24 protein-coding genes and 2 pseudogenes are annotated in these 26,452 nt (G+C 65.0%); 19 read left to right on the top strand and 7 right to left on the bottom strand.

Going from position 1 to position 26,452, the window contains the following annotated elements:
* Position 1: 1 nt before the first annotated feature.
* The 7 genes from QNO00_RS01735 to QNO00_RS01705 all read left to right on the top strand — a co-directional run bounded on the left by QNO00_RS01735 (position 2) and on the right by QNO00_RS01705 (position 7,830).
* Positions 2 to 1,084, top strand: a complete 1,083-nt coding sequence (locus QNO00_RS01735) for an enoyl-CoA hydratase/isomerase family protein (RefSeq protein ID WP_284023435.1) — start codon at positions 2 to 4, stop codon at positions 1,082 to 1,084.
* Positions 1,081 to 2,076: a 3-hydroxyisobutyrate dehydrogenase gene (gene mmsB / locus QNO00_RS01730; protein WP_229965645.1), complete on the top strand. Its 996-nt coding sequence runs from the start codon at positions 1,081 to 1,083 to the stop codon at positions 2,074 to 2,076. Before QNO00_RS01735 ends, mmsB begins: the two co-directional genes overlap by 4 nt.
* On the top strand, positions 2,073 to 2,849 hold the full coding sequence (locus QNO00_RS01725; protein WP_229965646.1) for an enoyl-CoA hydratase: 777 nt from the start codon (positions 2,073 to 2,075) through the stop codon (positions 2,847 to 2,849). The genes mmsB and QNO00_RS01725 overlap by 4 nt, the downstream gene beginning before the upstream one ends.
* A 110-nt stretch (positions 2,850 to 2,959) precedes the next feature.
* Complete coding sequence (locus QNO00_RS01720) at positions 2,960 to 4,492, top strand: aldehyde dehydrogenase family protein (protein ID WP_349643460.1); 1,533 nt, start codon at positions 2,960 to 2,962, stop codon at positions 4,490 to 4,492.
* A gap of 7 nt (positions 4,493 to 4,499) precedes the next feature.
* Positions 4,500 to 5,522, top strand: a complete 1,023-nt coding sequence (locus tag QNO00_RS01715) for an enoyl-CoA hydratase/isomerase family protein (RefSeq protein ID WP_284023434.1) — start codon at positions 4,500 to 4,502, stop codon at positions 5,520 to 5,522.
* Positions 5,519 to 7,237 carry an AMP-binding protein gene (locus QNO00_RS01710; RefSeq protein WP_284023433.1) on the top strand — a complete coding sequence of 573 codons (1,719 nt, stop codon included), beginning with the start codon at positions 5,519 to 5,521 and terminating at the stop codon, positions 7,235 to 7,237. Before QNO00_RS01715 ends, QNO00_RS01710 begins: the two co-directional genes overlap by 4 nt.
* A 56-nt stretch (positions 7,238 to 7,293) precedes the next feature.
* Entirely contained in the window at positions 7,294 to 7,830 is a 537-nt protein-coding gene (locus QNO00_RS01705) for a MarR family winged helix-turn-helix transcriptional regulator (RefSeq protein ID WP_284023543.1), read from the top strand.
* A gap of 264 nt (positions 7,831 to 8,094) precedes the next feature.
* On the opposite strand, the pseudogene QNO00_RS17340 reads toward QNO00_RS01705, so the two are convergent.
* From QNO00_RS17340 to QNO00_RS01680, 5 genes and pseudogenes are all read right to left on the bottom strand, one after another.
* Positions 8,095 to 9,369, bottom strand: a pseudogene (locus QNO00_RS17340) (HNH endonuclease signature motif containing protein); the annotation flags it as partial.
* Positions 9,370 to 9,684: 315 nt separating this feature from the next.
* Positions 9,685 to 10,197 carry a GNAT family N-acetyltransferase gene (locus tag QNO00_RS01695; protein ID WP_284023431.1) on the bottom strand — a complete coding sequence of 171 codons (513 nt, stop codon included), beginning with the start codon at positions 10,195 to 10,197 and terminating at the stop codon, positions 9,685 to 9,687.
* 152 nt (positions 10,198 to 10,349) lie between these two features.
* Positions 10,350 to 10,661 (bottom strand): putative quinol monooxygenase, encoded by a 312-nt coding sequence (locus QNO00_RS01690; protein WP_229965651.1) that lies wholly within the window; start codon positions 10,659 to 10,661, stop codon positions 10,350 to 10,352.
* Positions 10,658 to 11,323, bottom strand: a complete 666-nt coding sequence (locus QNO00_RS01685) for an SDR family oxidoreductase (protein ID WP_284023430.1) — start codon at positions 11,321 to 11,323, stop codon at positions 10,658 to 10,660. Before QNO00_RS01685 ends, QNO00_RS01690 begins: the two co-directional genes overlap by 4 nt.
* Positions 11,324 to 11,532: 209 nt before the next feature.
* Positions 11,533 to 12,426: an arginase family protein gene (locus QNO00_RS01680; protein WP_284023429.1), complete on the bottom strand. Its 894-nt coding sequence runs from the start codon at positions 12,424 to 12,426 to the stop codon at positions 11,533 to 11,535.
* 102 nt (positions 12,427 to 12,528) lie between these two features.
* On the opposite strand from QNO00_RS01680, the gene QNO00_RS01675 reads away from it, so the two are divergent.
* The 6 genes from QNO00_RS01675 to QNO00_RS01650 all read left to right on the top strand — a co-directional run bounded on the left by QNO00_RS01675 (position 12,529) and on the right by QNO00_RS01650 (position 20,810).
* Positions 12,529 to 14,166, top strand: a complete 1,638-nt coding sequence (locus tag QNO00_RS01675) for an ABC-F family ATP-binding cassette domain-containing protein (protein WP_284023428.1) — start codon at positions 12,529 to 12,531, stop codon at positions 14,164 to 14,166.
* Between the two features lie 146 nt (positions 14,167 to 14,312).
* Positions 14,313 to 14,546, top strand: coding sequence for a hypothetical protein (locus QNO00_RS01670; RefSeq protein WP_284023427.1), 234 nt, complete (start codon positions 14,313 to 14,315; stop codon positions 14,544 to 14,546).
* 81 nt (positions 14,547 to 14,627) lie between these two features.
* Positions 14,628 to 15,797 (top strand): N(5)-(carboxyethyl)ornithine synthase, encoded by a 1,170-nt coding sequence (locus QNO00_RS01665; protein ID WP_284023426.1) that lies wholly within the window; start codon positions 14,628 to 14,630, stop codon positions 15,795 to 15,797.
* A 152-nt stretch (positions 15,798 to 15,949) separates the two neighbouring features.
* Positions 15,950 to 17,467, top strand: coding sequence for a carboxylesterase/lipase family protein (locus QNO00_RS01660; protein WP_284023425.1), 1,518 nt, complete (start codon positions 15,950 to 15,952; stop codon positions 17,465 to 17,467).
* Positions 17,468 to 17,517: 50 nt separating this feature from the next.
* Complete coding sequence (gene lpdA / locus QNO00_RS01655; protein ID WP_229965658.1) at positions 17,518 to 18,918, top strand: dihydrolipoyl dehydrogenase; 1,401 nt, start codon at positions 17,518 to 17,520, stop codon at positions 18,916 to 18,918.
* Between the two features lie 101 nt (positions 18,919 to 19,019).
* The gene (locus QNO00_RS01650; RefSeq protein WP_284023423.1) at positions 19,020 to 20,810 is read left to right on the top strand and encodes a DUF4389 domain-containing protein; all 1,791 of its coding nucleotides are present in this window, start codon (positions 19,020 to 19,022) and stop codon (positions 20,808 to 20,810) included.
* A gap of 2 nt (positions 20,811 to 20,812) precedes the next feature.
* Here QNO00_RS01650 and QNO00_RS01645 read toward each other — a convergent pair whose 3' ends face one another.
* Positions 20,813 to 21,184 carry a VOC family protein gene (locus QNO00_RS01645; RefSeq protein ID WP_284023422.1) on the bottom strand — a complete coding sequence of 124 codons (372 nt, stop codon included), beginning with the start codon at positions 21,182 to 21,184 and terminating at the stop codon, positions 20,813 to 20,815.
* 42 nt (positions 21,185 to 21,226) lie between these two features.
* Positions 21,227 to 23,029: a bifunctional metallophosphatase/5'-nucleotidase gene (locus QNO00_RS01640; protein ID WP_284023421.1), complete on the bottom strand. Its 1,803-nt coding sequence runs from the start codon at positions 23,027 to 23,029 to the stop codon at positions 21,227 to 21,229.
* 301 nt (positions 23,030 to 23,330) lie between these two features.
* On the opposite strand from QNO00_RS01640, the gene QNO00_RS01635 reads away from it, so the two are divergent.
* The 6 genes and pseudogenes from QNO00_RS01635 to QNO00_RS01610 all read left to right on the top strand — a co-directional run bounded on the left by QNO00_RS01635 (position 23,331) and on the right by QNO00_RS01610 (position 26,247).
* Entirely contained in the window at positions 23,331 to 23,573 is a 243-nt protein-coding gene (locus tag QNO00_RS01635) for a hypothetical protein (protein ID WP_284023420.1), read from the top strand.
* 291 nt (positions 23,574 to 23,864) lie between these two features.
* Positions 23,865 to 24,464, top strand: coding sequence for a dihydrofolate reductase family protein (locus QNO00_RS01630; RefSeq protein ID WP_121659323.1), 600 nt, complete (start codon positions 23,865 to 23,867; stop codon positions 24,462 to 24,464).
* 12 nt (positions 24,465 to 24,476) lie between these two features.
* Complete coding sequence (locus QNO00_RS01625; RefSeq protein WP_284023419.1) at positions 24,477 to 24,728, top strand: YciI family protein; 252 nt, start codon at positions 24,477 to 24,479, stop codon at positions 24,726 to 24,728.
* A 51-nt stretch (positions 24,729 to 24,779) separates the two neighbouring features.
* Positions 24,780 to 24,893 (top strand): annotated as a pseudogene (locus tag QNO00_RS01620) (hypothetical protein); the annotation flags it as partial.
* Between the two features lie 271 nt (positions 24,894 to 25,164).
* Positions 25,165 to 25,344, top strand: a complete 180-nt coding sequence (locus QNO00_RS01615) for a hypothetical protein (RefSeq protein WP_284023552.1) — start codon at positions 25,165 to 25,167, stop codon at positions 25,342 to 25,344.
* Between the two features lie 282 nt (positions 25,345 to 25,626).
* Positions 25,627 to 26,247, top strand: coding sequence for a hypothetical protein (locus tag QNO00_RS01610; protein ID WP_284023418.1), 621 nt, complete (start codon positions 25,627 to 25,629; stop codon positions 26,245 to 26,247).
* The last annotated feature ends 205 nt before the right edge of the window (positions 26,248 to 26,452 follow it).

Genomic DNA, 26,452 nt, shown 5'->3' with positions numbered 1-26,452 from the left:
AATGACCGAAACCCCCGTACCCACTGAAATTGCCGAGCCGGAGGTCCGCATCGAACGCAGCGGACACCTGGGCCGGATTATCCTGAACCGGCCCCGGGCCATCAACGCGCTGACCGCCACCATGGTCTCCCTGATCCGCAGCGCGCTGGACGAATGGGAGCACGACGACGGCGTGGCCACCGTCCTGCTGTCGGGCGCGGGGGAGCGCGGACTGTGTGCCGGGGGAGACATCGTGGCCATCTACCGGGACGCGGGCAACGGCGGAGCGGAATCGGCCCGGTTCTGGGCCGAGGAGTACGAACTCAACGCGCGGATCAGCAACTATCCCAAACCCTATGTGGCGCTGATGGACGGGATCGTCCTGGGCGGCGGCGTCGGCGTCTCCGCCCACGGCCGTTACCGGGTGGTCACCGAGCGCACCAAGGTGGGCATGCCCGAAACGGGCATCGGCTTTGTTCCCGACGTCGGCGGCACCTATCTGCTGTCCCGTGCGCCCGGTGAGCTGGGCACTCATGCAGCCCTCACCGCAGCGACCATGACCGGCCCGGATGCCCTGCTCCTGGGGCTGGCCGACATCTACATGGACAGCAGCCGGCTGGAGGACCTGACGGCCGCGCTCGCGGAAAAGCCGGCCGAGGAGGTCCTGCAGGATTTCGCACAGCAGGCACCGGAAGCACCGCTCGCCGCCGAGCAGCAGTGGATAGACGCCTGCTACGGGCACGACGACGTCGAGACCATCGTGGATGCCCTGCTCCGTTCGGAGGATGAGGCCGCGAATCGTGCCGCCGCCGTCGTCCTCGCCAAGTCCCCGTCCGCGCTGAAGGTGACGCTGCAGTCGCTGCGCCGGGCACGGGAGCTTCCCGACCTGGCCAGCGTACTGGAGCAGGAGTACCGGGTGTCCCTTCATGCGCTTGCCGCGCCTGACTTCGCCGAGGGCGTCCGCGCGCAGGTCATTGACAAGGACCGCGAGCCGCGCTGGCAGCCCGCCACTCTGCAGGAGGTTCGGCAGGCCGACGTGGATGCCTACTTTGAGCCGCTGGCCGGCCAGGGGAGCCTCTTCACTGCCAGTTCGGAGCAGAAATGACCGGAGAACACGAGACCCGGATCGGATTCATCGGGCTGGGCAACATGGGCGGTCCCATGGCCGCCAACCTGGTAACCGCTGGCTACCCGGTCACCGGCTACGACCCGGTGCCTGCCGCAGCGGAACGCGCCGTCGCGAACGGTATCCGAATGGCAGCCACGGCTGATCAGGCAGCGGCCGGTGCCGACGTCGTCATCACGATGCTGCCCACCGGTCAGCATGTGCTCAACGCGCTGTCCGGCGACGGCGACAGCCTGGGCCTGCTCGCAGCGGCCCCCGCCGACGCCCTGTTCCTGGAGTGCTCCACGATTTCAGTGGATGATGCCCACACCGCCCACGCCCTGATGCTGGAAATGGGCCACCGCGGCCTGGACGCCCCGGTATCCGGCGGAGTGGTCGGCGCCGAGGCGGGAACCCTGACCTTCATGGTCGGCGGAGCGGCAGCCGACTTCGCTGCAGCCCTTCCCCTGCTCAATGTCATGGGCGGTCGCGTCGTGCACTGCGGCGATCCCGGAGCCGGCCAGGCGGCAAAAATCTGCAACAACATGATCCTGGGTGTGTCAATGATTGCCGTCAGCGAGGCCTTTGTCCTCGGGGAGGAACTTGGTCTGACGCATGAGGCGCTGTTCGACGTCGCGTCGGCCGCCTCCGGCCAGTGCTGGGCGCTGACCACCAACTGCCCGGTTCCCGGCCCGGTGCCGGCCAGCCCCGCGAACCGGGATTACCAGCCCGGATTCGCCGCGGCCCTGATGGCCAAGGACCTGGGTCTGGCCGCCGACGCGTTGGATTCCACCGGAGTGCGCGCCGAACTGGGCCGGCGGGCCGGAGAAATCTACCGGGATCTTGCGGCGTCCGGTGGCGGTGGGCAGGACTTTTCCGCCGTCATCAACGTCATCCGTGCCGCTTCATCCGGCGCGGAAAGCAATACTGAAGTGAACCAGCACACACCGGCGGCCGGACAGTCGCCGGCGGAACAGAGCGGAGCAGTATGAGCGAGTACGAGAACATCCTCCTGGAGCGCAACGGGCGGGTTGGCATCATTACCCTGAACCGACCCAAGGCCCTGAACGCCCTGAACTACGGGCTGATGCAGGATGTGGTCTCGGCGGCGACGGAGCTCGACGATGACCCGGGCATCGGCGCCATCATCATCACCGGATCCGAGCGGGCCTTCGCTGCCGGCGCCGACATCAAGGAAATGTCCGAAAAAAGCTACATGGACATGTACCTGGGGAACTGGTTCCGCGGCTGGGACACCCTTGCCGCCGTCCGCACCCCGGTGATTGCCGCCGTCGCCGGCCATGCCCTCGGAGGCGGCTGCGAACTGGCACTGCTGTGCGACTTCATCATCGCCGCTGACACCGCCACGTTTGGCCAGCCCGAAATCAAGCTGGGCGTCATCCCCGGGATTGGCGGCTCGCAGCGCCTGACCCGCGCAGTGGGCAAGGCCAAGGCCATGGAAATGATCCTCACCGGCCGGACCATCGGCGCCGACGAGGCCGAGCGGTCCGGAATGGTGGCCCGTGTGGTGCCCGCCGCCGAGCTGCTCGACGACGCCCGTTCCACCGCCGAGACCATTGCGTCGATGTCGGCTCCCGTCGCCATGCTCGGCAAGGAACTGGTCAACGCTGCGTTTGAGACCACCCTGGATTCGGGCATCCGGCTCGAGCGGCGGGTGTTCCATTCGGTCTTCGGCCTGGAAGACCAGAAGGAAGGCATGGCGGCCTTCATCGAGAAGCGGAAACCGGATTTCCAGCACCGCTGAGGAGCATCCGTTCCAGCACGAGAAGCCCGGCACGAGAAGCCCGGCACGACCAGCTCAGCACTACCCGCCCAGCACCACCGGCCCAGCACGACCCGAGAAAACGAGGCATCATGACCCAGCTCAACCTTCCGTCGGACTCCGGACGCAGCACCGCCGGCACCTCGGACAGCTCCGACTACAGCTCGTTCCTGTCCGGCTTCGACCAGCCGATGTGGATCGGCGGCGCACCGGTCGAAGCCGCCTCCGGGCAGTGGCGTGAGGTGCTGAATCCGGCCCGACGGGAAACCGTCATCGCCCGGGTGCCGGCGGCCGGTCCCGAAGACGTGGACCGCGCTGTCGCCGCTGCCCGGGAAGCCTTCCCGGGCTGGCGCAGCGCCCATTTCACCGTCCGTTCCCGGGCGCTGTCCCTCATCGCCGATGACATTGAGGCCCGGGCCGAGGACTTTTCGCGGCTCACCGCCCTGGATACCGGCAACGCCCTTCGCACCCAGGCCCGCCCGGAAGTGACCACCCTGGTCGCCTTGTTCCGCTACTTCGCCGGCATCGCAGGTGAAGTCAAGGGTGTAACGCTGCCCGCCGGTGAGGGCCAGCTGCAGTACACGCGGCTGGAGCCGCTCGGCGTCGTCGCCTGCATCCTGCCGTGGAATTCCCCGCTGATGATTGCGGGATTCAAGCTCCCGGCAGCCCTGGCGGCGGGCAACACAGTGATTCTGAAGGCGGCCGACGACGCGCCGCTGACCATCCTGCTGCTGGCCGAAATCTGTGCCCGGCACCTGCCTCCGGGCACGGTCAACGCCCTGACCGGGCGGGGGAGCATCATCGGTGCTGCGCTGGCCGAGCACCCCGGTGTCGACAAGGTGTCCTTCACCGGATCCACCGAAGTGGGCCGCGGCGTCGCCCGCACCGCAGGGGAGCGGCTCGCCCATGTCTCCCTGGAGCTGGGCGGCAAAAACCCCTCCATCGTTTTTCCGGATGCCGTGGACGAGGACCTGATCGACGGGCTGCTGCTCGCCTCCCGGTTCACCCGCCAGGGCCAGAGCTGCACCGCCGGATCCCGTCTGTTCCTGCATGAAGACATTTACGACGAGGTCCTGGAACGGCTGTCGGCCAAACTCGGCGCGCTGACCGTGGGGGATCCGCTGGATGAGGCCACCGACATGGGTGCCGTCATTAACAACAGCCAGTTCTCCTCGATCAGCGGCTACCTGGAGGAAGGCCGCAGTTCCATGGCCACCATTCTGGGCGGCTCCGTTCCGGACGAGGGCCCGCTTTCCGAGGGCTACTTCCACCTGCCCACGGTCTTCGGCGGCGGACGCAACGATTTCCGCCTGGCCCAGGAGGAAATTTTCGGCCCGGTGCTGGTCGCCATTCCGTGGCGGGACACTGAGGACGTCATCCGCATGGCCAACGAGTCGCACTACGGACTGGCCGCCTACGTCTGGTCGCACAACCTGGACAACGCGCTGAACACCGCGCACCGGGTCGAGGCCGGCTGGGTGCAGGTTAATCAGGGCGGCGGCCAGGTGGTGGGCCAGTCCTACGGCGGCTACAAGCAAAGCGGCATTGGCCGCGAGGTGTCGCTGGAAGGCATGCTGGCCGGGTTTACCCAGACGAAGCAGATCAACGTCAAGCTGCGCGGCTGAGGTTCTGATGAGCAAGGGGACCCTGCGGGTCACACAGGACGGCCCGGTGGCGACCGTTTGGCTGGCCAATCCCGCGCGGCGCAACACCCTGACCGCTGACATGTGGCGGGACTTCGCCGTCGTCCTCGCTCCGCTGGAGCACGACGACGGCGTCAGGGTGGTCGTCATCCGCGGAGAGGGCGAGGACTTTTCCGCCGGGGCGGACATCAGCGATTTGCGGGCCATCCTGCACAATCCGGACAACGGACTGCACGACGGCGGCCACGTCACGGCCGGGGAGGAAGCGATTGCCGCCTTCCCCAAGCCGGTGGTTGCCGCCGTCGACGGTTATTGCCTGGGCGGCGCCTGGCAGGTGGCCGGAGCCTGCGATTTCCGGCTCGCCTCCGACCGCGCCGTCTTCGGGATCACTCCGGCCAAGATCGGCATCGTGTATCCGCTGTCCGGCATTGAACGGCTGGTCCGTCTCGCCGGACCCGGGGTCGCGAAGTATCTGCTGTTCAGCGGGGATTTTGTTCCGGCTGAACAGGCGCTGCGCCTGGGGCTGGTTGAACGGGTTATTCCGCAGGCCGACTTCTGGACCGATGTTGCGTCCTTCGCCCACCGTCTGGCCGGCCGTTCCCAGCTCTCGCTGCAGGCCATGAAGGAACTCGTGGACATTATTGCTGCCGGCGGGGCCGGGACGTCAGCCGAGACTGGAACTGCCGGCGAGACTGGTACTGCCGGCGAGACTGGTGCTGCGGGCGAGACTGGTGCTGCGGGCGAGACTGGTGCTGCCGGCGAGCCAGCCTTACGCAGCCGGCGTGCCCTGGAGCAGGCCAGTAACCGCTGGCAGCAGGAAATGGCCGCTTCGCCGGATCCCGCCATCGGGGTTCGTGCGTTTTTGGCGAAGGAAGATCCTGTCTTCAGCTGGACCGGCCCCGCCTGGAAAGACTCCGCCCGTAAAGACTCCGCCCGTGCTGACTCCGCCGTTGCTGACTCCGCCCGGGATGAACCCGCCGGTAAGGACCGTGTCCCGAAAGAGGAACGATGAATTCGAACAGTGCCACCAATTTGTTCCGCGCCGCTCGCGATGAGCTGCTCACCCTTGCCGGCAGCTACGAAAAGGCTGTCGAGACCTTCGTCTGGCCTCAACTGGACGGTCCTTTTAACTGGGCCATTGACTACTTTGATGCGATGGCACGGGGGAACAGTGCGTGCGCGCTGTGGATCGTCGAAGAGGACGGATCGGAGCAGAAGTACAGCTTCGACGACATGGTGCACCGTTCCGACCAGGTTGCTGCCTGGCTGGCGGCCCAGGGGGTGGGCCGAGGGGATCCGGTGATGCTGATGCTCGGCAACCAGGTGGAGCTCTGGGAAACCATGCTGGCTGCCATGAAGCTGGGGGCTGTCATCATGCCCACCGCTTCTGCCGCCGGAAGCGCCGACCTGGCCGATCGGCTCTCCCGCGGCGGTGCTCGCTGGGTGATTGCCAATGCCGCCGACGCCGGAAAGTTTGACGCCGTTCCCGGCGACTACGGAAAGATCCTGGTGGGCGCAGGACTTCAGGAAGAAAGCGACTGGCTGGACTATGGGAAGGCCTATGCGGCTTCACCGGTGCAGCTGCAAACAATCACTGATGCCGATGATCCGCTGCTGTTCTACTTCACGTCAGGTACCACCAGCCGACCCAAGCTGGTGGAGCACACGCAGGTCTCCTATCCCGCGGGGCACCTGTCCACGATGTACTTCCTGGGTCTGCAGCCCGGGGACGTCCACCTGAACATCAGTTCTCCGGGCTGGGCCAAGCACGCGTGGAGCAGCTTCTTCGCTCCGTGGAATGCCGAGGCGACTGTGTTCATCCACAACTACACGCGCTTCCGTCCCGAAGCGTTGCTGGAACAGATGCACCGGGCGGAAGTGACGAGCCTGTGCGCACCGCCGACCGTGTGGCGGATGATGATTCAGGCCAACCTCGGCGAACGTCCGGCACAGCTGCGGGAGCTGATCGGTGCCGGCGAACCGCTCAATCCGGAAGTGATCTCCCGGGTCCAGTCCGCGTGGGGGCTGTCCATCCGGGACGGTTTCGGCCAGACCGAAACGACGGCGCTCGTGGGCAATACCCCGGGTGCCGACCTGCACCCCGGATCCATGGGCCGTCCGCTGCCCGGAGTTCCGGTGGTCATCATCGATCCGGCGACCGGCCTGCCGGCGGACGAGGGTGAGATCTGCCTTGATCTGGCGCGTCGGCCGCTGAACCTGATGACCGGTTACCACGGTGATCCGGTACGTACCGAGGAAGCCATGGACGGCGGTTACTTTCACACCGGTGATATGGCTGTCCGTGACGCCGGCGGGTACATCACGTACATCGGCCGCACCGACGATGTCTTCAAGGCTTCCGACTACAAGGTCAGTCCGTTCGAACTCGAGAGCGTCCTCATTGAACATCCGGCGGTGGCTGAGGCCGCCGTCGTGCCTGCACCGGATGAGTTGCGACTGGCGGTGCCCAAAGCCTATGTCGCCCTTGCCGAGGGGTGGGAACCGAATCGGGAGACTGCACTGTCGATCCTGTCCTACGCGCGGGAACATCTGGCGCCGTACCTGCGGGTGCGGCGGCTGGAATTCCACGACTTGCCCAAGACCATGTCCGGAAAGATCCGCCGGGTGCAGCTGCGGGCGCTGGAGAACGACGCCGACCCCGCCGGACGTGCCGAACGCGCCGGTGTGGAGTACCGGGATGACGAATTTCCGGAGCTGCGCCGGTGACGTCCGGGCGGGAATCTGCTGCGGACGATTCCCGCAAACCAACGGATCAGAAGCCCCTGCCCCATCCCTTGCCGCGGGATCCCATCGCCGAGGCCCGCAGACACTGGGAAGAACACGGCTGGGAAAAGGCTGCAGAGGGAATGGCGGCAGTTACTGCGGTGATGCGGACGCACCAGATCCTGCTGACCCGAGTGGAGAATGTGCTGAAACCCTTTGGCCTGACCTTCGCACGGTTTGAGCTTCTTGCGCTCTTGAGTTTTACGGGCAGCGGCTCTTTGCCAATGGCCAAGGCCGGTGCCCGGCTGCAGGTGCACCCCACATCGGTTACCAACGCGGTGGACCGTTTGGAACAGGCAGGCCTTGCCGGTCGCCGCCGGCATCCATCTGATGGCCGCACCGTTCTTGTCGAAATCACGCTGGCAGGTCGGAAACTGGTTCCCCTTGCCGCTGCGGCTCTCAACAGCGAGGTGTTCGTCCATCCCGGCTTTGCTGCCGACGATCTGGCAACGCTCATCGACATCCTGACCCGCTTTCGCCGGGATGCCGGCGACTTTCAGGATCCTGCTGAGAATTTCCAGGAACCTGCCGAGTAGACGTGCGGCGTCCCGGCTAGAAGGGCGGCGGGTTGTCTCCGTAGTCGCCCGGTTCGGCATCAGACAAGGAACCAGTTCGATGTCCCGTCGCAAGTGGACCGAGTCATCTTCACAGGTTTCCGGTGACGTTTCCGGTGACAGGGTGAGATCCGGTTCCGTGCGGTAACACCTGCCGCCCGGCGAGGTCCACTCAATCACCCCGGGACGAGGCTGTCGGGCTTTCCAGAACCCTTCGGTTTTGAACATATGATGCCGCCGGCATAAATGCTCCAGGTTGTCATGATCCGTCGGCCCGCCCTGAGCCCACGGTTTGGTGTGGTCAATCTCGGAAATCACCGCATTGGTCCGGCAGCCCGGGAACCGGCAGGTTCCGTCCCGCACCCGCAGAACCCGCTTTAATCCGTCGGGAACCTTCCGCCGTTTTCCGACCCGCAGGATCTCCTCGGTTTCGGGGTCGCGTTCCACCGGTGTCCATTTCGCCGCTTCCCGAGCCATCCGCCGGGCCGTTACGGGACTGATGGGCCCGTACCCGTTCAATTCGGCCGGCTGGTCATCGGCTCCGAAGAGGGTTTCGGCGTTGATCAGCACCAGAATCTCCGTCCGAGCCTTGGGCCCATGGCCAATCCGGCAGGCCCCGGACCCCTTCCCGGAGCTGGAACCGGAGTCGGAGCCGGCCCCCTTACGACGGCCCTTACCCTTCTTGCCCCCGGCACCTACACCACCACCGTTGCTGCACTCGTCCCCGCATTCATGGTCGTGGCCGCCGAGTAAGTCCGTGAGAATGTCCGTGCGCAACTGATCCACCGTGCGCGTGTCCCCGGCGGCCTGCTCACCCCGGGCCGCAATACTGAGCTGGGTAAAAATGGCTTGGGCTTTCTCGGCCGGCAGCAACGCCGAGAGCCAGGACATCCCGTCCGGCTCCGGCCGCACCCACACCGTCCGCTGCTCAAACGCCGTCGCCTGCCGCTGCACGATGGTCTCCGGATAGTACTTCTCCCGCAGCCGGTGAGCCTTCACCCGGAACTGGGTTCTGGTCTGGCCCGCCGCCATCCCCAGCAGCTCAGCCTCGAACCCGGGCAGCTCCGCCGGCGCCACGCCCACACACTGCTCCACCAGGGTCTCCGCGTGCCCGTAACTGATCTGCCCGGACTCCAACGCCTTCAGTGTGGCCGTGTTCCTGGTGCAGAGATCACCGGCCTGGCTCATCAACGCCTTTCCGGTACCGGCGGGAACCCCCAGAATGGTTGCGGCTTCCTCCGCGGCGAGGCTGAACGCCAGGCCGGGGTCGAGCTTGCCGGTGACATCGAAGGCCCCGTCCTGATAGATGTCCTGCAGCCGGGCCAGGAGCCTGGCCTGCTGGGCCTGCGCCCACCGGATCAACTGATCCACCCGGACGAGTGCGTCACCGGTTTGTTCCCCGGTCAGGGACTCCACATTCTGCAGAACCACAGACCCGCTAAACCCATCCGGGCAGCCGCCCCGATCCGCGAAGCCAGAAACTCTCCCGCCTTCCACGCCGGAAACTTCCCCGGCCTCCATGCCGGACCCCGCCCCCGCTTCGGCAACACCCGGGTCGGCTACGCCGACCCCGGCAACATAGACGAACCGGCTGCAGGCTGCAGCCTCATCGCCAGTGCCGGGAGTCCCGGTCGAAGATCCGTTCTGATCCATGTCTCAAGACTTTCACCCACCTCTGACATTTCCGGCTCGCAAAGAGTCCAAAACAGGCCTCAAAGGGCCTAAATATCGCTGGCCGAATACCCGTCTTTTTGAAGCCGCTACCTATGGAATTCACAGCCCTGCACGGCACCGCGAGAAGCATGGAAACGCAGGAGACATTCGAAGCTTCATGCCTTACTCCTGAGCGGACCGGAAGTAAGGGACGGTCCGCAGATCCTTGAAATAACGCACCACCGGCCACCGCTCGAACCCGGCTGCCTCATAGGTGGCACGGGAAGCTGCGTGCCCCGGATCATCTCCGGTTTCAACCATGACCATATCCATGCCTGCGGTCCGAATCTCCTGAAACGCGTGGTCCATGAGTGCCCGGGCGACACCTTGTCGTTGGCGGGAAGGATCGACAGCCAGGACGTAGATTTCACCCATCCGATCCTCGGGGTGCAGCCTCACGCACACCCACCCAATTGCCTCGTCTCCATCGACGGCGACCCGGACATTCCCGGGCTCATTGTCAAGGATCAGTGAAAGGTCGGCAAGCTGCCGCTCCAGCCACCCATTGGGGTAGAAGGAGTCGTACACAAAGCCGGGAACAGTCTTCCGCAGCTGCGAGAAGACCGGCTCCCAGGACCGGACCGACAGTGAGAGGATTTCTGCTTTCCGCTCCGGCTCGAAGGGTGAGATTTCCACGTCGAACTCCTCAGCTCTGCCCGCCCAGCCAGCCCGCCCAGCCAGCCGGCCCAGCCTGGCCCGCTCGGACCAGGCCCGCTCGGACCAGGCCCGCCCAGCCAGGCCCGCTCGGACCGGACAGGTCTTAGATATGCCTGTCCGGACCAGTCAGCCTAGATCTGCCCCTGCTCAGCCGTTCCGGCAGGATGCGGCTGCAGGATCTGCACGTCCATGTCGGCTGCCATCTTGCCCTCGAGGGCGGCAGTGAGGGCTTGGAACGCCGGGCTGGCCGAGTGTGCCTGCAGATCGTCCTGGCTGGCCCACTTCTCGATCATGACCAGACGGTCCGGGCCTTCGGCGAGGCTGTACTTCAGGCAGCCCGCATCTTCGGCATGCACCCGGCCAATTACTTCTTCCAGCGACTGGAGAACCTCATCGCGGAATTCCGGCTTGGGAAACATGGTGGCGACGACAACGAGGCTCATGCTTTTTCGCCCTTCAATCCGTCGAGGGCAGCATCCACAGGCACCGAACCGTTGTTGAACTCAATTGTCTGACCGATCGTTTCCGGGCGGTCCAGTACGGCTGCGGCCACGGTTGCCACATCCTCGCGGGAAACCTGGGTGCCTTCGATGCCGGGACCGGTTTCGATCTTTCCCGTGCCCGGATCCAGAGTCAGCGCACTGGGGCCCAGAATGGTCCAGTCCAGACCGCTGTTGCGCAGGTACTCGTCAGCCGTAGCCTTCGCATCCGCATAGGCAAAGAAGCCGTTGTCTTCGGGAACGCCGTGACCGGGTCCGGCGCCAAAGTACGACACCATGACGTACCGGCTCACACCCGCATCCTTGGCTGCGTCCATGGAGCGGATGGCGGCGTCGCGGTCCACCGCATAGGTGCGCTCGGGTGCACCGCCGCCGGCTCCCGCTGACCAGACGACGGCGTCCTGCCCGGCCAGTTTCTGCGCGATTTCAGCGGTGGAAAGATTCTCGACATCGGCGACGACGGCGGTTGCTCCCGTGGCCTCGACATCGGCAGTGTGCGCCGGGTTGCGGAACAGTGACGTCACCTGGTGGCCGTTGGCCGTAAGGTCCTTGGCCAGGTACAGGGCAACTTTGCCGTGGCCACCGATAATGGCAATGCGTGACATGGTGAGTCCTTTCAAAAAGCGAGCTCGAGGGGATCAGTGTCCTGCCCACCCTAAGCACGCTGATGGTTGGTGTGCCTACTCGTTCCGCCAGGTTCCGCTGATGGCAGAGTCCGGCAATTTCCTTGCGTTCACGGGAATAAGTCAGCGGAACTAAGCCTGCGGGAAACAGGCAGGCCGCAAAAATAAACAGTCCGATCAAACAGCCCAACTCAGACCGGAAGACCCCGCAGCATTCCGGAAAGCCGCATGAGTTCCACCGGAGCGTGTTCGGTCAGGCTCAGGCCCACGACTTCCGCAACGGTGGAGACGTCACCCACCAGACGGACCAGATCGGACATCCGCATCCCGTCCGTCTGCCGGCCCATGGAGCTCGTGAAATCGCGCGGATCCAGAACATCCAGATCGATGTGGACGGCCAGTTTCGTCGCACCCGTGGCGGCGATCCAGTCCAGCACCCGCCTGCCGTCTTCGGCCGTGTCAGTGATGCCCACACTCTGGATGCCCAGGCGTTCCTTCACGGCAATGCCCTCATCATCCCAGTGGCGCAGCCCGACCTGCAGGATCTTCAGCGGGGGCACGAGCGCGGGCAGCTCCGAAATGATGCCGGCGTCGCCCTCTCCGGCGAGCGTGGCCAGGGCCATGGAACGGAAACCCGTATAGGACTGCCCCGGCACCCCGGTGTCGGGGTGGGCGTCAATCCAGAGGACGGCAAGATCATCCGCGTAGATGGAGGCCAGGTAGCTGAAGGGGGCAACGCTGACCGAGCACTCCCCGCCGAAGGTGACCACCGACGACGGCGCAGCCTCGCGCAGGAGCCTCAGCGCGTCCGTCAGCTGCCGGACCACGGCGTCGCGGGCGTAAATCCCGTTCACTGTGGCGAGTGCCTCGTCGCTGGTGTCGGTGCTGACCGGAACGTAAGCCGTGGGGCCGTCGTGGTCCGGGGACATCAGTTCCAGCAGGGCAGGCCCCATGGAATAGGACAACTGGCTGTCGTGCGCGTCCACCCCCGGCAGCAGCTGGTGGGTCCGGGGGCCGGAAGCCCCCTGCCACTGCGGAAAGATGAGGCGCAGGGCGCCGGGACCGGAGGGGGAAATCTGGCTCATGAGCCCAACTTACGCCGCGGCGCCGGCACGGATAAGGGTCCGGGACCGATGGCGGCGGCTGGACCGGACAAAAGCCGTGCCGGCACAAAATAGGATGGAAGCATGACTGCAACACTCGTCGCCCGAGATCTTTCCGGCGGTTACGCCCACCGCACCCTTTTCTCCCACCTGAACCTGACCGTCGCCCCCGGTGACGTGGTGGGGGTCGTGGGCTCCAACGGCGCAGGAAAGTCCACCCTGCTGCGGCTGCTGGCCGGCGCTGACGAGCCGCTGGCCGGCAGCGTGTCCACGGCACCAGCCGATGCGTTCATCGGCTGGCTGCCCCAGGAGCACGAACGGGTGGCCGGAGAAACGATCGCCGCTTACATTGCCCGCCGCACCGGTGCCGCGGAGGCCACCGAAACGATGGAAGCCACGGCCGAGGCCCTCGGCTCCGGTGCGAAGGGCGCCGACGACGCGTACGCCGTCGCACTGGATCGCTGGCTGGCCTGCGGCGCGGCGGACCTGGAGGACCGCATTCCGGCCGTGCTCGCTGAGCTGGGACTGGAAGTGGGCGCCGATGCGCTGATGACGTCGCTCTCCGGCGGCCAGGCGGCTCGGGTGGCGCTGGCGGCCCTGCTGCTGAGCCGCTTCGACATCGTGCTGCTGGACGAGCCCACGAATGATTTGGATCTGGCCGGCCTGGCCCGGCTGGAGGACTTTGTCCAGGGGCTGCGCGGCGGCGTCGTCCTGGTCTCGCACGACCGCGAGTTCCTGGCCCGCTGCGTGACCACAGTGGTGGAACTGGACCTGGCGCAGAACAAGGTTGCGGTGTATGACGGCGGCTATGACGCCTTCCTGGAGGAGCGCGACGTCGCCCGCCGGCACGCCCGCGAAGCCTACGAGGAGTTTTCCGACAAGAAAGCGGACCTGGTGTCCCGGGCCCGGACCACACGGGAGTGGAGCTCGCAGGGGGTCCGGAACGCGATGAAAAAGGCGCCGGACAACGACAAAATCCGCCGCCGGGCGTCCATGGAATCCTCCGAAAAGCAGGCGCAGAAGGTGCGGCAGATGGAATCGCGGATCGCGCGCTTGGATGAGGTGGAGGAGCCGCGCAAGGAATGGCAGCTGCAGTTCACCATCGGCGCCGCTCCGCGCTCCAGCTCGGTTGTCGCCACACTTAATGCGGCCGTGGCCCGGCGCGGTTCGTTTGCGCTCGGACCCGTTTCGGTCCAGGTCAACGCCGGTGAGCGGATCGGCATCACCGGCCCTAACGGCGCCGGAAAGTCCACACTGCTCGCCCTCCTGCTGGGCCGCCTCGAACCCAGCGAGGGAACAGCCTCCCTGGGCTCGTCGGTGGCTGTGGGGGAGATCGACCAGGCCCGCGGCCAGCTGGACCATGCCCTGCCGCTGGGCGATGCTTTCGAAGCGGCGGTTCCGGAAATGAACAGCGCCGAGATCCGCACTCTGCTCGCCAAGTTCGGCTTGAAAGCGGACCAGGTGAACAGCTTGGTATCGGCGCTTTCTCCCGGCGAGCGGACCCGGGCGTCACTGGCGCTGCTCCAGGCCCGCGGCGTGAACCTGCTGGTGCTTGATGAGCCCACCAACCACTTGGACCTGCCGGCGATCGAACAGCTCGAGGAGGCCCTGGAAAGCTACGACGGCGCCCTGCTGCTGGTCTCGCACGATCGCCGGATGCTGGAAAATGTCCATCTGGATGCCCGCTGGGATGTCACCGAAGGAAACGTCACCATTTCCTGAAGTCCACCGGATTTCTGGTGCGGCGCTGAGTGTGATAAAGCTTACGCACGGCCTGCGTTGGAACAGCCTGCGCAACCCTACGGTCTCGGTCTCTCGGGGGGAGTAGTTCCTATGTTTTCACTGCAGCTGCCTGCAAGGATTCGGTTATGAAGGCCCTGCGCATCATGGACGTGCCGGTCTTGATGTTCGTCTGGATCCTCTGCGTGACGACCGACTGGTCCAGCGGAACGAAAATGGCCCTGAACCTAGCCGCCGTGGCAGGGCTGTGCGTGAAGGAATTCCTGGTCCATCGCCACCTGCAGCGCGTCGCCGGTGGGACCCCGCACGCGGTAAGGCCCGCCGACGTGCGGTCCTTCGCTGCAGCCACCGCCGCCGCCTGAGCCGTGCCGCCGTCCGCCGCCGCTGCGGGGGAGTAGTCTCGGTATCCCCGGCGCACCGCCGGGGCTGACATGGGGGTATGCATGAGCGGCACGGCTACGGACGACACTCTGATGACGCTTGGCGTGATCGGAACTTCGCGGAAGACTGACGAACGGCGCCTGCCTCTGCACCCGCGCCATCTGGAGCGGATCGAGGCCGATGTCCGGGAGCGGATGATCTTGGAGCAGGGCTACGGCGAACGTTTCGGTTTCGCCGATGCGCAGCTTGCCCCGCTGGTGGCACGCCTGGCTCCGCGGAGCGAGGTGATGGCCGCTTCCGACGTCGTGCTGCTGCCCAAGCCGCAGGCCGCTGACCTGCAGGACCTCTCCGACGGGCAGATCCTGTGGGGCTGGCCGCACTGCGTGCAGGATCCGCTCATTACCCAGCTGGCCGTGGACAAGTCTCTGACGCTGATTGCCTTTGAAGCCATGAATCACTGGACGCCGGACGGCGGATTCGGACTGCACGTCTTCCATAAGAACAATGAGCTCGCCGGTTACAGCTCGGTGTTGCATGCCCTGGAGCTCGCCGGCTCCACCGGCGACTACGGCCGGCGGCTCACCGCCGTCGTCATTGGCTTTGGCGCCACTGCCCGCGGCGCGGTCACAGCACTGAAGGCGCTGGGCATCCACGATGTGCAGGTGCTCACGAACCGGGAGACCGCCGCCGTCGGATCCCCCATCCACTCCGCACGGATCCTGCGGTTGGAGCGCGACGACGACCAGCCGCACCTCAGCCACGTAGTCACCGACGACGGGCCGGAGCCGCTGGCGCAATTCCTGGCAGGCTACGACCTGGTGGTGAACTGCACCCTTCAGGATCCCAACGCCCCGCTGACCTATCTCCAGGAATCGGACTTGGCCGCCTTTGCTCCGGGCAGCCTCATCATTGACGTGTCCTGTGACGAAGGGATGGGTTTTTCCTGGGCGAAACCCACCTCCTTCGCCGAGCCGGTATTCGCCGTCGGTGCGGGCATCCTCTACTACGCGGTGGATCACAGCCCCTCGCATCTGTGGGACTCGGCGACGTGGGAAATCAGCGAAGCCGTCCTGCCGTTCCTGCGGACTGTGATGTCCGGTCCCGCGGCCTGGGACGCCGAAGCCAGCGTGGCGCGGGCCATTGAAATCCGCAACGGCCGCATCCTGAATCCCGCGATTCTGGCCTTCCAGGGCCGCTCCGCCGACTATCCGCACACCGTGACCGGCGGCTGACGGCAGCGCGGGCAGGCGGAAGGACCACTTCCCGGGCGGGAGGGATCGGAACTGCCCCGAGCCTAGGTGGCAGGAGCCTGCGGGGTCTATGGTTTTAGGGCCGCACCGTGTTTATGGCCGTACCTTGGCCACTGACAGGAATCGAGCAGCTCATGACCACCGACGTCGCCTCCCTGCTGGTTCCCACCGCCACCGGCCTGGTCCGGGGAATCGTCGCCGACGGCGTCCGCACCTGGCGGGGCATTCCCTATGCTGCGCCTCCGGTGGGCGATCTTCGGCTGCGGGCGCCGCGCCCGCCGGAGCGCTGGAACGGAGTCCTGAACGGAAGCAGCTTCGGAGCCGCCCCGCCCCAGTCCCGGAATCCCTCGCTGACCGGATTCCGGCGCCGGGCCCCCATGGATGAGGACTGCCTGACACTGAACGTCTCGGCACCGCTGGAACCTGCCGCCGAACGGCTCCCCGTGCTGGTGTACTTTTACGGCGGTGCGTTCAGCTCCGGTTCGTCCACAGTCAAGACCTACCGCGGCTCCCATCTGGTCCGGACGGGTGAGGCCGTTTACGTCTCCCTGAACTACCGGATCGGGGCGCTGGGGTTCATGGACTTCAGCTCCTTCTCGGCTGCCGGGCGGACCTTCGACTCCAACCTGGGCCTGCGCGACCAGGTGGCAGCCCTGGAATGGGTGCGGGACAACATTGCGGGCTTCGGCGGGGATCCGGACAATGTGACCATTTTTGGTGAATCCGCCGGGGGCATCTCCGTCACGTCGCTGATGTGCATCCCCGCCGCGCGGGGGCTCTTCCATCAGGCCTACGCCCAGAGCGCCGCTCCGTCCAGCGCTTACTCGCTCGAGCTGCACGCCGCCTGGGCCCGGGATTTGCTGGAGATCCTGAACGTGCCCCTGGCGGATGCCGCGGAGGCCCTGTCGGTGCTTCCGGCGGAAGCACTGGTCCGGGCCACCAACCGGCTGACGTCGAAGATCGGTCCGGCCGACAAGCCCGGATCCCTGAGCGTGTCTCCGGTGGTTGACGGCGACTTCCTGCCGGAGCACCCCATTGACACCTTCAAGAAGGGCCAGGCTGCGCCGGTGCCGCTGGTGCTGGGAACGATGGCCCGGGAAGGAGCGCTGTTCGCCAAAATCGTGGACATCCTGCCCTCCACGCCGGACCGCATCGAGAAGATGTTCGCCGGCACCGATCCGGACGCCCAGGCCCGTGTGCTGGCCGCCTATCCCGGCTACCCGTCGAAGGAGCGGTCGGTGGAAATCAGCGGTGACCTGGTGTTCTGGTATCCGTCAACGATGGTGGCCGAGTCCCATTCGCTGGTGGCCCCCACCTGGTCCTACCGGTATGACTTCGCCACCCCCATGATGAACCTCCTGGGGTTCGGAGCCACACACGCGATGGACGTGCCGGTGATGTTCGGCGAAACCCGGGAACCGATTACCCGGGCGCTGTCCCTGCTGGGCGGGGGCGGAACGCTGAGGGAACTTTCCGCCCGATTTCAGGGCACCCTCCTGAGCCTGGCCAAAACCGGCAGCCCCGGAGACGACTGGCCCCGGTACGAGCCGGTGCAGCGCCGCACCCGGATTTTCGACCGGGAGGACCGGATCGAGCTGGACCCGTTTCCCGAGCGGCGTGAGGCCTGGTCGGGCTATCGCGGATACCTGTGATGCTGTTCACTTAATCCAAACCGCAGCGCGCAAAAGGAGAGTTGGCCAGCATGAGTGAACATTACGACGTCGTGGTCCTGGGAGCCGGTCCGGGCGGCTACGTAGCTGCCATCCGCGCAGCCCAGCTGGGGCTTAGCGTGGCAGTGGTGGAGGAAAAGTACTGGGGCGGAGTCTGCCTGAACGTCGGGTGCATTCCTTCCAAGGCCCTGCTGCGCAATGCCGAGCTGGCCCAGATTTTCTCAAACCAGGCCAAGACCTTCGGGATCAGCGGAGACGTCAGCTTCGATTTCGGTGCTGCTTTCGACCGCAGCCGCCAGGTGGCTGACGGCCGCGTCAAGGGTGTGCACTTCCTCATGAAGAAGAACAAGATCACCGAGTATGACGGCCACGGAGTGTTTACCGACGACCACAGCCTTGAGGTCAGCCTCTCCAAGGGCGGCACCGAGACGGTTACCTTCGACAACGCCATCATTGCCACCGGAACCTACGTGCGGCTGCTGCCCGGGGTGGAGCTTTCGGACAACGTGGTGACCTATGAGGCGCAGATCCTGGACCGGGAGCTGCCGAAGAAGATGGTGATCGTCGGAGCAGGCGCCATTGGAATGGAGTTCGGCTACGTCCTGCGCAGCTACGGCGTGGACGTGACCATCATCGAGTTCCTGGATCGGGCGCTGCCCAATGAGGACGCGGACGTTTCCAAGGAAATCACCAAGGCCTACAAGAAGCTGGGGATACCGATCCTGGCATCGACCAAGGTCGAGACGGTCACCGACAACGGATCGTCCGTGACCGTGACGTATAAGGACAAGGACGGCAAGGACGGGTCCATCGACGCGGACCGTGTCATGCTTTCCATCGGGTTTGCCCCGCGCACCGAAGGCTACGGGCTGGAAAAGACCGGCGTTGCGCTCACCGACCGGGGTGCCATCGGCATTGACGACTACATGCGGACCAACGTCCCGCACATCTACGCGATCGGTGACATCACGGCCAAGCTGCAGCTCGCCCATGTGGCGGAGGCGATGGGCGTGGTGGCGGCCGAAACCATCGGCAAGGCCGAAACCCTGCCGCTGGGTGACTACCGCATGATGCCGCGGGCCACGTTCTGCCAGCCGCAGGTCGCCAGCTTCGGGCTGACCGAACAGCAGGCCCGCGACGAGGGCCATGACGTGGTGGTCAGTACCTTCCCCTTCACAGCAAACGGAAAGGCCCACGGCCTGGGCGAGCCGGTGGGATTCGTGAAGCTGGTGGCGGACAAGGAACATCTGGAACTGCTCGGCGGGCATCTGATCGGACCGGATGTCTCCGAACTGCTGCCCGAGTTGACCCTGGCCCAGAAGTGGGATCTGACCGCCCATGAACTTGCCCGGAACGTGCATACGCACCCGACACTCAGTGAGGCCCTGCAGGAGGCATTCCACGGCCTGACTGGCCACATGATCAACTTCTGACCCACTGTGCCCTTGACACCCCTTGACACCCCTTAACGCCCCGGAGAACCCTGTGAAGGACGGGGATAAGGGAAATCTCGGCCGGCCGGAAAGGCTGCACCATGAGAACTGGCAAAATCGTCATGCTTGTCATCGGGAGCCTGCTGATCCTCATCGGGTTGGGCTTGGCGGCCGGTGCTGCCGTGGTTGGAACGCTGAACGCCCAGCAGGGTGATGACCAATACTTCTCCGCTCCGCAAGAGGTGTACGAGGTGGATTCCTACGCGCTCACCGCACCGGAAATCGAGGTGAGCGAGGGCGTGAGTTCCCAGGACAACTTGGGAACGCTCCAGGTGGTGGGGGAATCCACCACCCCCGGGCAGGAACTGTTCATCGGAGTCGGGCCCCGCGCCGACGTCGACCGGTATCTTGCGGACGTGCAGCACAGCGAATTGGAGGAGGTAACCTTCCGCCCGTTCCGTCCCTATTACGAGGAGCGGCAGGGGACCGCGGCTCCCGCACCTCCCGGCGAGCAGGATTTCTGGACCGCCACGGCCAGCGGCAGCGGTGAACAAACGCTGGACTGGAACCTGGCCGAAGGCAACTGGACCGCCGTGGTGATGAATGCCGACGGCAGCCGCCCGGTGTCGGCCGAGCTGCAGATCGGTGTCCGCTCGGATCTGCTTGGTCCGCTGACCTGGACCCTGCTGATCAGCAGCATCGTGTTCCTCGCAGCGGGAATCGGCCTGGCCGTGGCCGGTGCCAGGGGGTTGAACCGGCAGCGCGGCGCCGGGGGCCCGGGCGGGCCCTACGACAGCTACGCGTCGGCAGGCGTGCCGGGGCCGGGACAGCCGGGAGGGCCACCGCAAACGTATGGGCAGATGCAGGACCGCTACGGTCGGGAACAGGAGCTGCCCCCGCCCGGGGCGGGCACCGGCGAATCCGCCGGCGCAATCGGGGCCGCCGGCGCCACTGCGGCTGGCATGGCCCGCGCACGTTCCTCGGCGGCAGCGAGCGGAGCCGCATCGGGTGGTGCTCAAAGAAGCGCGACGGCAGCACCGGGTGCCGCCGGAGGAGGAGCGGCCGGGATGGCCGTCGGCGTTCGGGACCCGGGGCTCATGGGACCCCGGTATCCGGTGCGGCTGTACGGTGAGCTGGACCCGAACCTGTCCCGCTGGATGTGGCTGGTGAAATGGTTCCTCGCCATCCCGCACTACATCGTGTTGTTTTTCCTGTGGATTGCCTTTTTTGTCTCCACGGTCATTGCCGGCTTGGTGATCCTGTTCACCGGTCGTTATCCGCGGGGACTCTTTGACTTCAACGTGGGCGTGGTTCGCTGGAGTTGGCGGGTGACCTTCTACGCCACCCGGGTGCTCGGCACCGACCGCTATCCGCCCTTCACCCTGCAGCGCACTGACTATCCGGCCGATTTCAGTGTCGACTATCCGCGCGAGCTCTCCCGCTGGCTGGTCCTGGTGAAGTGGTGGCTGCTCGTCATCCCGCAGGCCCTGGTTGTCAGTGCCATCACCGAAGCCACGATGGTGGTGAATCGGTTCTGGGTAACAGGCAGCGACCAGGAATTCTGGAACGGAGAGTGGACGCGGTTGGGCCCCGGGGGAATGTGGCAGGGCGGCTGGAATGAAGACTGGAACGACACCGTTTTTACCACCGTCAGCTGGCAGGGCCTTTCCCTGCTGAGCCTTCTGGTCCTGATTGCCGCAGTCATTCTGCTGTTCACCGGCCGCTACCCGCGCCAGCTGTTTGATCTGCTGATGGGACTGAACCGCTGGACCTACCGTGTTCTCGCCTACACAGCCCTCATGCGCGACGAGTATCCTCCGTTCCGGCTGGACCAGGGCCCGGCGGACCGCCGGGACGAGGCCGCCGGACTGGGCCGGCCGGGCCCCGGCTGAGGCTAGGAGGCCGCCTCGGACGAGGAAGCGAGGATGCAGAACTCATTGCCTTCCGGATCGGCCAGAACCGTCCAGGAGACTTCCGGATCCTGCCCGACGTCCGCCAGCACGGCACCGAGTTCCAGCAGCCGGTCAACTTCCTCCTGCTGGGTGCAGCCGACGGCGCGCAGGTCCAGGTGCAGCCGGTTCTTCACGGTCTTTCCCTCCGGAACCGGCAGGATGTCGATCGGCGGGCCGGCGCCGTCTGAGGATGCAAGGCTAATGACGCCGTCCTCCTCCTCGGCGATGCGGTAGTCGAGGGCGCGGGTCCAGAAGTCCGCCATCCGGCGGACGTCCACCGCGTCGAGGGCGAGGGAAGAGAATGCACTGGTCATGACGCGGCTCCTGGCTTGGGTGTGGTTGGGCTGTGGGCCAATTTACTCGAAAACCGGCACCCCGTTGCGGACCAGGCGCCAATTGTTTTCAGCGAACGCGGCGGGGTCGACGGTTCCCTGGGCAACCACGAAGTCGATGAGCAGCTGGCGGATCTCCGTCTGCTGGTTCAGGAGTACCGGCGCGGTGGCGATGTGCGGGAAGTTCCCGCCGCCGGACTGGCGGTAGTTGTTGGTGGCGACAGCAAACCGCTGGCCGGGGTCGACCGGTGCGCCGTTGTAGCTCAGGTTGAGGATCCGCTCTCCCACGGGCCTGCTGATATCGATGTCGTAGGAAACCCCGGACATCATGTCGTAGTTGTAGTCAGGTGTTCCGCCCGCGTTCGTGAGCGTTTCCGGATCCACCGGCGAGTCCGGCGCAGTCTGCGCGAAGTACTTCGCTGAGTACTCGAGGTATTCCTTCACCTCAGCGCCCGTCATCTCGACAGCAAAGAGGGTGTTGGGAAAGACATAGAGGCCGGCCAAGTCGCGGATGGTGACGGGGCCGGCGGGGATTTCGGCCGTGCGGCTGAAGGGCGCGGCAATGGAGAGCACCGGAAGGTCGGCATCGGGTCCGCCGTTGAGGCCGGCGCCCACAGCCTGTGCCTGCACATGGTTCACGAAGTCCATGACTGCGGTGTCACGGTAACGTGATTCCACGGCCGACATCGTTTCGGTGGCGGTACCCACCGGTGTGTTGACGTAATTGATGACGCGCTGGTGCTGCTCGGCAACCAGCGCCGAGATTTCCGGGTCCGCTTCAGCCGTGTTGGCGTTCAGCAGGGTCGACGACGCCGAAGTCACGTCCCACTGGCCGCGCACCTTGGTCAGTTCAAAGTCCATCACGGAAAGCCGCATGCCCCAGTTCAGCGGCTCGGTCAGAAGCACCTGGTCTCCGGTGACTTTGTTGGTGATGAAGTGCTCCGGTATTTCCTGGTGCGCGTGGCCCACCAGAATGGCGTCGATCCCGGGCACGGTTTCGGCCAATTGCGTGGAGGCGTTCTCCAGCGGCAGGTCAGTCCCGTAGGAGGAGGTCCCGGAAGTTCCTGAATGGGAACTGACAACGACGACGTCGGCTCCCCGGGCTTTCATCTCCGGTACGAACTTTTGCGCCTGTTCCACAATGCCGGGGAACTCCAGCTTTCCCTCGACATTGTTCTTGTCCCAGATGGCAACACCGGGGTTGGTGAGGCCCAGGATGCCGATCCGAACCGGTTTGTTGCCCTTGGTTTTCACGGTCTTGATGACGTAGGGAGTGAAGGCCGGATTTCCCGTTGCCTGCTCCACGGCGTTCGCGCCGAGCAGCGGGAAGTCGAGCTGGCTTTCAAAAGTGCGCAGCAGATCCAAACCGTAGTTGAATTCGTGATTCCCCAGCGCTGCGGCATCGTATTCCATCGCGTTCATCGCGGCGGCCATGGGATGGATTTCCCCGGTCTCCGTAATTGGTTCAGTGTTCGCGTAATAATCAGTCAGCGACGTGCCCTGGATCGTGTCGCCCGCATCGATGAGCAGGGTCGAGGCCGGTCCCCGGTCGGTGCGCACGGAGTCCACCAGCGTGGAGATTTTTGCCAATCCGACGTCGTTGTGCGCGGCGTCGTCGTATTCACCGTCCTTGAAATAATCCCAGTTTTCGATGTACCCGTGCAGATCAGACGTACCCAGAACCGTGACCCTGGTGGTTTTTTCCTTGCCCTTGCCGGCAGGCTCCGGCGGTGCTGCTGCGGACGGGGTCACCCAGACGAGGCAGAGGGCCGCGGCGGCGGTCACGGCGACCGCTCCCCGTCGTCCGTGGGCAGATGTGAACGGCAATGAAACCAGCTCCTCGAAGGTGTTAGGAAATTTCTCCTTCAGAACGTCTACAGGTATCGGGCCCCTTCCGGAAGAGGCAAGGCGCCATTCCTGCAGCTTTTTCTTCCAGATGACAAAATGTGCCGAAGAATGAGGAAGGAAACGGTTGGCAGGGAAAGGAATCGACGGGGGTCTCAACCGGTCGACGCACCGCGGTCAAACCAATTCTATTGACGGCGCTGCGGCATGGCCGCGATTGCTCGTCGCTGCGCTCCAACCTGCTCGTACTCCACTCGTCGCGGCTGACGCGAAACTGCAGTTGGTGATGATAGTCGGGAATCTGGTCGTGGGACTGTTTGGGAGCTGGGGAATTACCTATCTCTCGCGGGGTTTGATCCTGAGTGCAGCGTTCCTTGGTTTCCTTTTGTATGTTCGTCATCATGACGGCCATTTCTGGCAAGAGGAAGAGGAAGAGGAAGAGGAAGAGGAAGAGGAAGAGGAAGAGGAAGAGGAAGAGGAAGAGGCCAAGAGGGCCGATTGGGACCGGCGGGCGCGGGCACTCTGACCCCGGTGAAACCGCAGCGATCGACTGACCCTCGATCGCCGGCATCTCGTTGATATCTCTTCGTCGAGGTAGCCGAACGTCTTGCGAGACCTGAACATAGAGATAGCTCGGGTGTCGTCGCCCACTCCCATCCGATGCTGAGCTCTTGCATCGGGTTCTCGACTCCCCTGGCTAACGCTGCAGGTGTAAGCACTGTGACGGTCTTGAGGAACAATTGTCGAATCGGGTGATCGCGTTCGTTGAAGTAGTGAAGCCGCCCCCAGAGGTGACTCGGAACAAGGGAGCAATACCATGAATCTCACGATCTCGATCCAGGTCAGCGTCGACGGCGTCATGCAGGCAAATGGCGGCAACAATGACGAGCTCGACCCCGGTTTTGCGCGCGGCGGCTGGGCCATCCCGACCGGCGACAAGGAGTCGGCCGCGTACATCGCTTCGACGTGGCAGCGCGCGGACGCGTTCCTGCTCGGCCGCAAGACGTACGGACTGTTCGCGAGCTACTGGGGTGGTCAGGCCGACGACTCGAACCCGTTTTCGGGCGCGATGAATCCTCGGCCGAAGTACGTCGTGTCCAACACCCTGACCGACCCGGCGTGGAAGAACACGACGGTGATCTCGGGGGATATCGCCGCGGGCATCAGGGAACTGAAGGCGCAGCCGGGAGGCGAGCTGGTGGTCGTGGGCAGCGGCGTGCTGGCGCGCTGGCTGCTCGAGAACGAACTCGTCGACGAGATCAACCTCATCGTGTGCCCGGTCATCGTGGGAGACGGCCTTCGGCTGTTCCCGCAGCAAGGCAAAGACTTCGGTCTCGAACTGGTCGAGACGCGGGCGTTCCCGACCGGTGTCCTCGCTCACACCTACCGGCTCACCGGCCGCCCCAACTACGCCTGAGAGGACCAAGCCATGCAATACCTGGTCAATGTCATCGACTACCGCAGCGAATCGGGCACCGTCCAAGAGGCTGTCGCGATCGACGCCTTCAACGAGAAGCTGGTCACCGGCGGCCACTGGGTGTTCGCCGCCGGCCTCGCCGACCCGACGGTCTCGACCGTGATCGACGCGCCTGACCTGGACGTCGCCCTCAAGCTGGTGTGCGAGGGCTCGAAAGCCTGCAACCGTCGGCTCGAAGTGCGGCCCCTCCTGTCGGATCCCTGATCGACGCAGGACGCCTTGACCCGCGCCCACCGAGACGAGTGGGCACGGGTCGTGGCGACAACTGCCAGGCGGTTCGGGAATCTCGACACTGCCGAGGACGCGGCCGCGGAAGCCTTCGCGATCGCCACGGAGCGCTGGCCGGTGGACGGCATACCGCCCAACCCTGGCGCCTGGCTCACCACGACAGCGAGCCGCAAGGCGATTGACCGGATCCGGCGCGAGAGCAGCCGCGACGCGAGACACACGGAGGCGAAGCTCCTGTACGACGCAGAGCCCGACCCAGTCGGCGTGATCGACGACGACCGGCTTCGGCTGCTCTTCATCTGCTGCCATCCGGCGCTTTCGATGGAGGCACGTGTGGCACTGAGGCTGCGGATGATCGGCGGACTGAGCGTGCCCGAGATCGCCCCGCGCGTTCCTGGTGCAGGACACCACGATGGGCGCCCGCATCACTCGCGCCAAGGCCAAGATCGCAGCCGCCCACATCCCGTACCGCGTGCCGGCGGCCGAGGATCTGCCCGGCCGAGTGTCGGGGGTGCTCGCAGTACTCTTCCTGATCTTCAACGAGGGCTATCTCGCGTCCGGCCCTGACACCGTCATGAACGAGACGGTCTGACGGTTTGGGCAAGTTCGGCGATTTTCAGCGCGTGCACCTGTGCGCAGTCGAATACACGGAAGCTCGGATTCTCTCCCCTGAATGCCAGTACGAGGTCAGTCCCAGCGAGTAGAACAGCCTCAATGTTCTCGACACTGCCGAGGGAGCTCCATGCCAGATGCTCTGTGGGACCGGATGAAGTCAATGTCGGCGGTGATCACGCTGACAAATCAGGCCAGTGACTGCGACTCCTGATATCTATGGACTCGACTTCTGACGCACCCGCCCAGCTACGATTGCCGGGTGGGCGAGGAGAGCTGGGGTCTGGAAGAGTCAGGATGGGTCACTCAGGCGCGCGATTTCATCCCGGCAACGCATCGTGGACTATCGATACTGCGCCTTTACCTTCCATTTCGAGACCCCACTCTCGATGACGGCAAAGACATTGTGCGATGGTCCCGGTACGTCTCGGTAGAAGATCATTCTGCCTCGCTGGATTGGTTTGAAGCGACCGCAGGCATCGCCGAGGAACAGCCTTCCGTTCGCGGTCTCGTCTCCTGCATGGGTGTGTTGGATGAAGAAACCGCGAACGCCCTTCGTGATGCGATTGGTGTTGTCGAGCTTCAATGTCTCCGTTGGATGGGCTACGGAGAAGCCCCACACACCAGCTCGCCTAGGCGCGTGTTCGGGGAGGAATACTTCGAGGCACGCCTCAGTCCTGACGATGTCAAGGCCGGACGAAGGGTCCCGGAGTTTGCGTGGGATGCCGAACGGCGTCTCGCATGGGGTGGTCGGCTATACCCGGACTCGTTGATCGTTGCCGCCGAGCTACCCATCTTTCGGCAACTGATAAACGATCCCCGACTCGACACTGCGTCGGTGAGAGCCGATCGAGATTATCTGCCGCCGAGTGCGGGCGATTGACGAGTTGCCCGCTGACGGGTCCACTGGATACCGCTGTTCCGGTGAAGGACCCCTTTGCGGGACGCCTAGATGCCCCTTCGGTCATGGTCTTTGGCCACCAGCCATTGACCACCATCGATGCAGACCCGGTCATGTCCGCGATGGCACGTCGGGCACTCTGCAGTTGCTGACGGTTTTGAGTTTCTAGCTAATGTCGCCTGTGGCA

The organism is Arthrobacter sp. zg-Y1219, assembly GCF_030125545.1.
In the GTDB taxonomy this organism is placed as follows: Bacteria; Actinomycetota; Actinomycetes; order Actinomycetales; family Micrococcaceae; genus Arthrobacter_B.
This window is presented reverse-complemented; position numbering and strand designations above follow the sequence as displayed.

Excerpts from the sequence above, each read along its gene's own strand:
- QNO00_RS01735 (WP_284023435.1), top strand. The coding sequence starts at position 2 with ATGACCGAAACCCCCGTACCCACTGAAATTGCCGAGCCGGAGGTCCGC.
- mmsB (WP_229965645.1), top strand. The coding sequence starts at position 1,081 with ATGACCGGAGAACACGAGACCCGGATCGGATTCATCGGGCTGGGCAAC.
- QNO00_RS01725 (WP_229965646.1), top strand. The coding sequence starts at position 2,073 with ATGAGCGAGTACGAGAACATCCTCCTGGAGCGCAACGGGCGGGTTGGC.
- QNO00_RS01720 (WP_349643460.1), top strand. The coding sequence starts at position 2,960 with ATGACCCAGCTCAACCTTCCGTCGGACTCCGGACGCAGCACCGCCGGC.
- QNO00_RS01715 (WP_284023434.1), top strand. The coding sequence starts at position 4,500 with ATGAGCAAGGGGACCCTGCGGGTCACACAGGACGGCCCGGTGGCGACC.
- QNO00_RS01710 (WP_284023433.1), top strand. The coding sequence starts at position 5,519 with ATGAATTCGAACAGTGCCACCAATTTGTTCCGCGCCGCTCGCGATGAG.
- QNO00_RS01690 (WP_229965651.1), bottom strand. The coding sequence starts at position 10,661 with ATGAGCCTCGTTGTCGTCGCCACCATGTTTCCCAAGCCGGAATTCCGC.
- QNO00_RS01685 (WP_284023430.1), bottom strand. The coding sequence starts at position 11,323 with ATGTCACGCATTGCCATTATCGGTGGCCACGGCAAAGTTGCCCTGTAC.
- QNO00_RS01680 (WP_284023429.1), bottom strand. The coding sequence starts at position 12,426 with ATGAGCCAGATTTCCCCCTCCGGTCCCGGCGCCCTGCGCCTCATCTTT.
- QNO00_RS01675 (WP_284023428.1), top strand. The coding sequence starts at position 12,529 with ATGACTGCAACACTCGTCGCCCGAGATCTTTCCGGCGGTTACGCCCAC.
- QNO00_RS01670 (WP_284023427.1), top strand. The coding sequence starts at position 14,313 with ATGAAGGCCCTGCGCATCATGGACGTGCCGGTCTTGATGTTCGTCTGG.
- QNO00_RS01665 (WP_284023426.1), top strand. The coding sequence starts at position 14,628 with ATGAGCGGCACGGCTACGGACGACACTCTGATGACGCTTGGCGTGATC.
- QNO00_RS01660 (WP_284023425.1), top strand. The coding sequence starts at position 15,950 with ATGACCACCGACGTCGCCTCCCTGCTGGTTCCCACCGCCACCGGCCTG.
- lpdA (WP_229965658.1), top strand. The coding sequence starts at position 17,518 with ATGAGTGAACATTACGACGTCGTGGTCCTGGGAGCCGGTCCGGGCGGC.
- QNO00_RS01650 (WP_284023423.1), top strand. The coding sequence starts at position 19,020 with ATGAGAACTGGCAAAATCGTCATGCTTGTCATCGGGAGCCTGCTGATC.
- QNO00_RS01645 (WP_284023422.1), bottom strand. The coding sequence starts at position 21,184 with ATGACCAGTGCATTCTCTTCCCTCGCCCTCGACGCGGTGGACGTCCGC.
- QNO00_RS01630 (WP_121659323.1), top strand. The coding sequence starts at position 23,865 with ATGAATCTCACGATCTCGATCCAGGTCAGCGTCGACGGCGTCATGCAG.
- QNO00_RS01625 (WP_284023419.1), top strand. The coding sequence starts at position 24,477 with ATGCAATACCTGGTCAATGTCATCGACTACCGCAGCGAATCGGGCACC.
- QNO00_RS01615 (WP_284023552.1), top strand. The coding sequence starts at position 25,165 with ATGGGCGCCCGCATCACTCGCGCCAAGGCCAAGATCGCAGCCGCCCAC.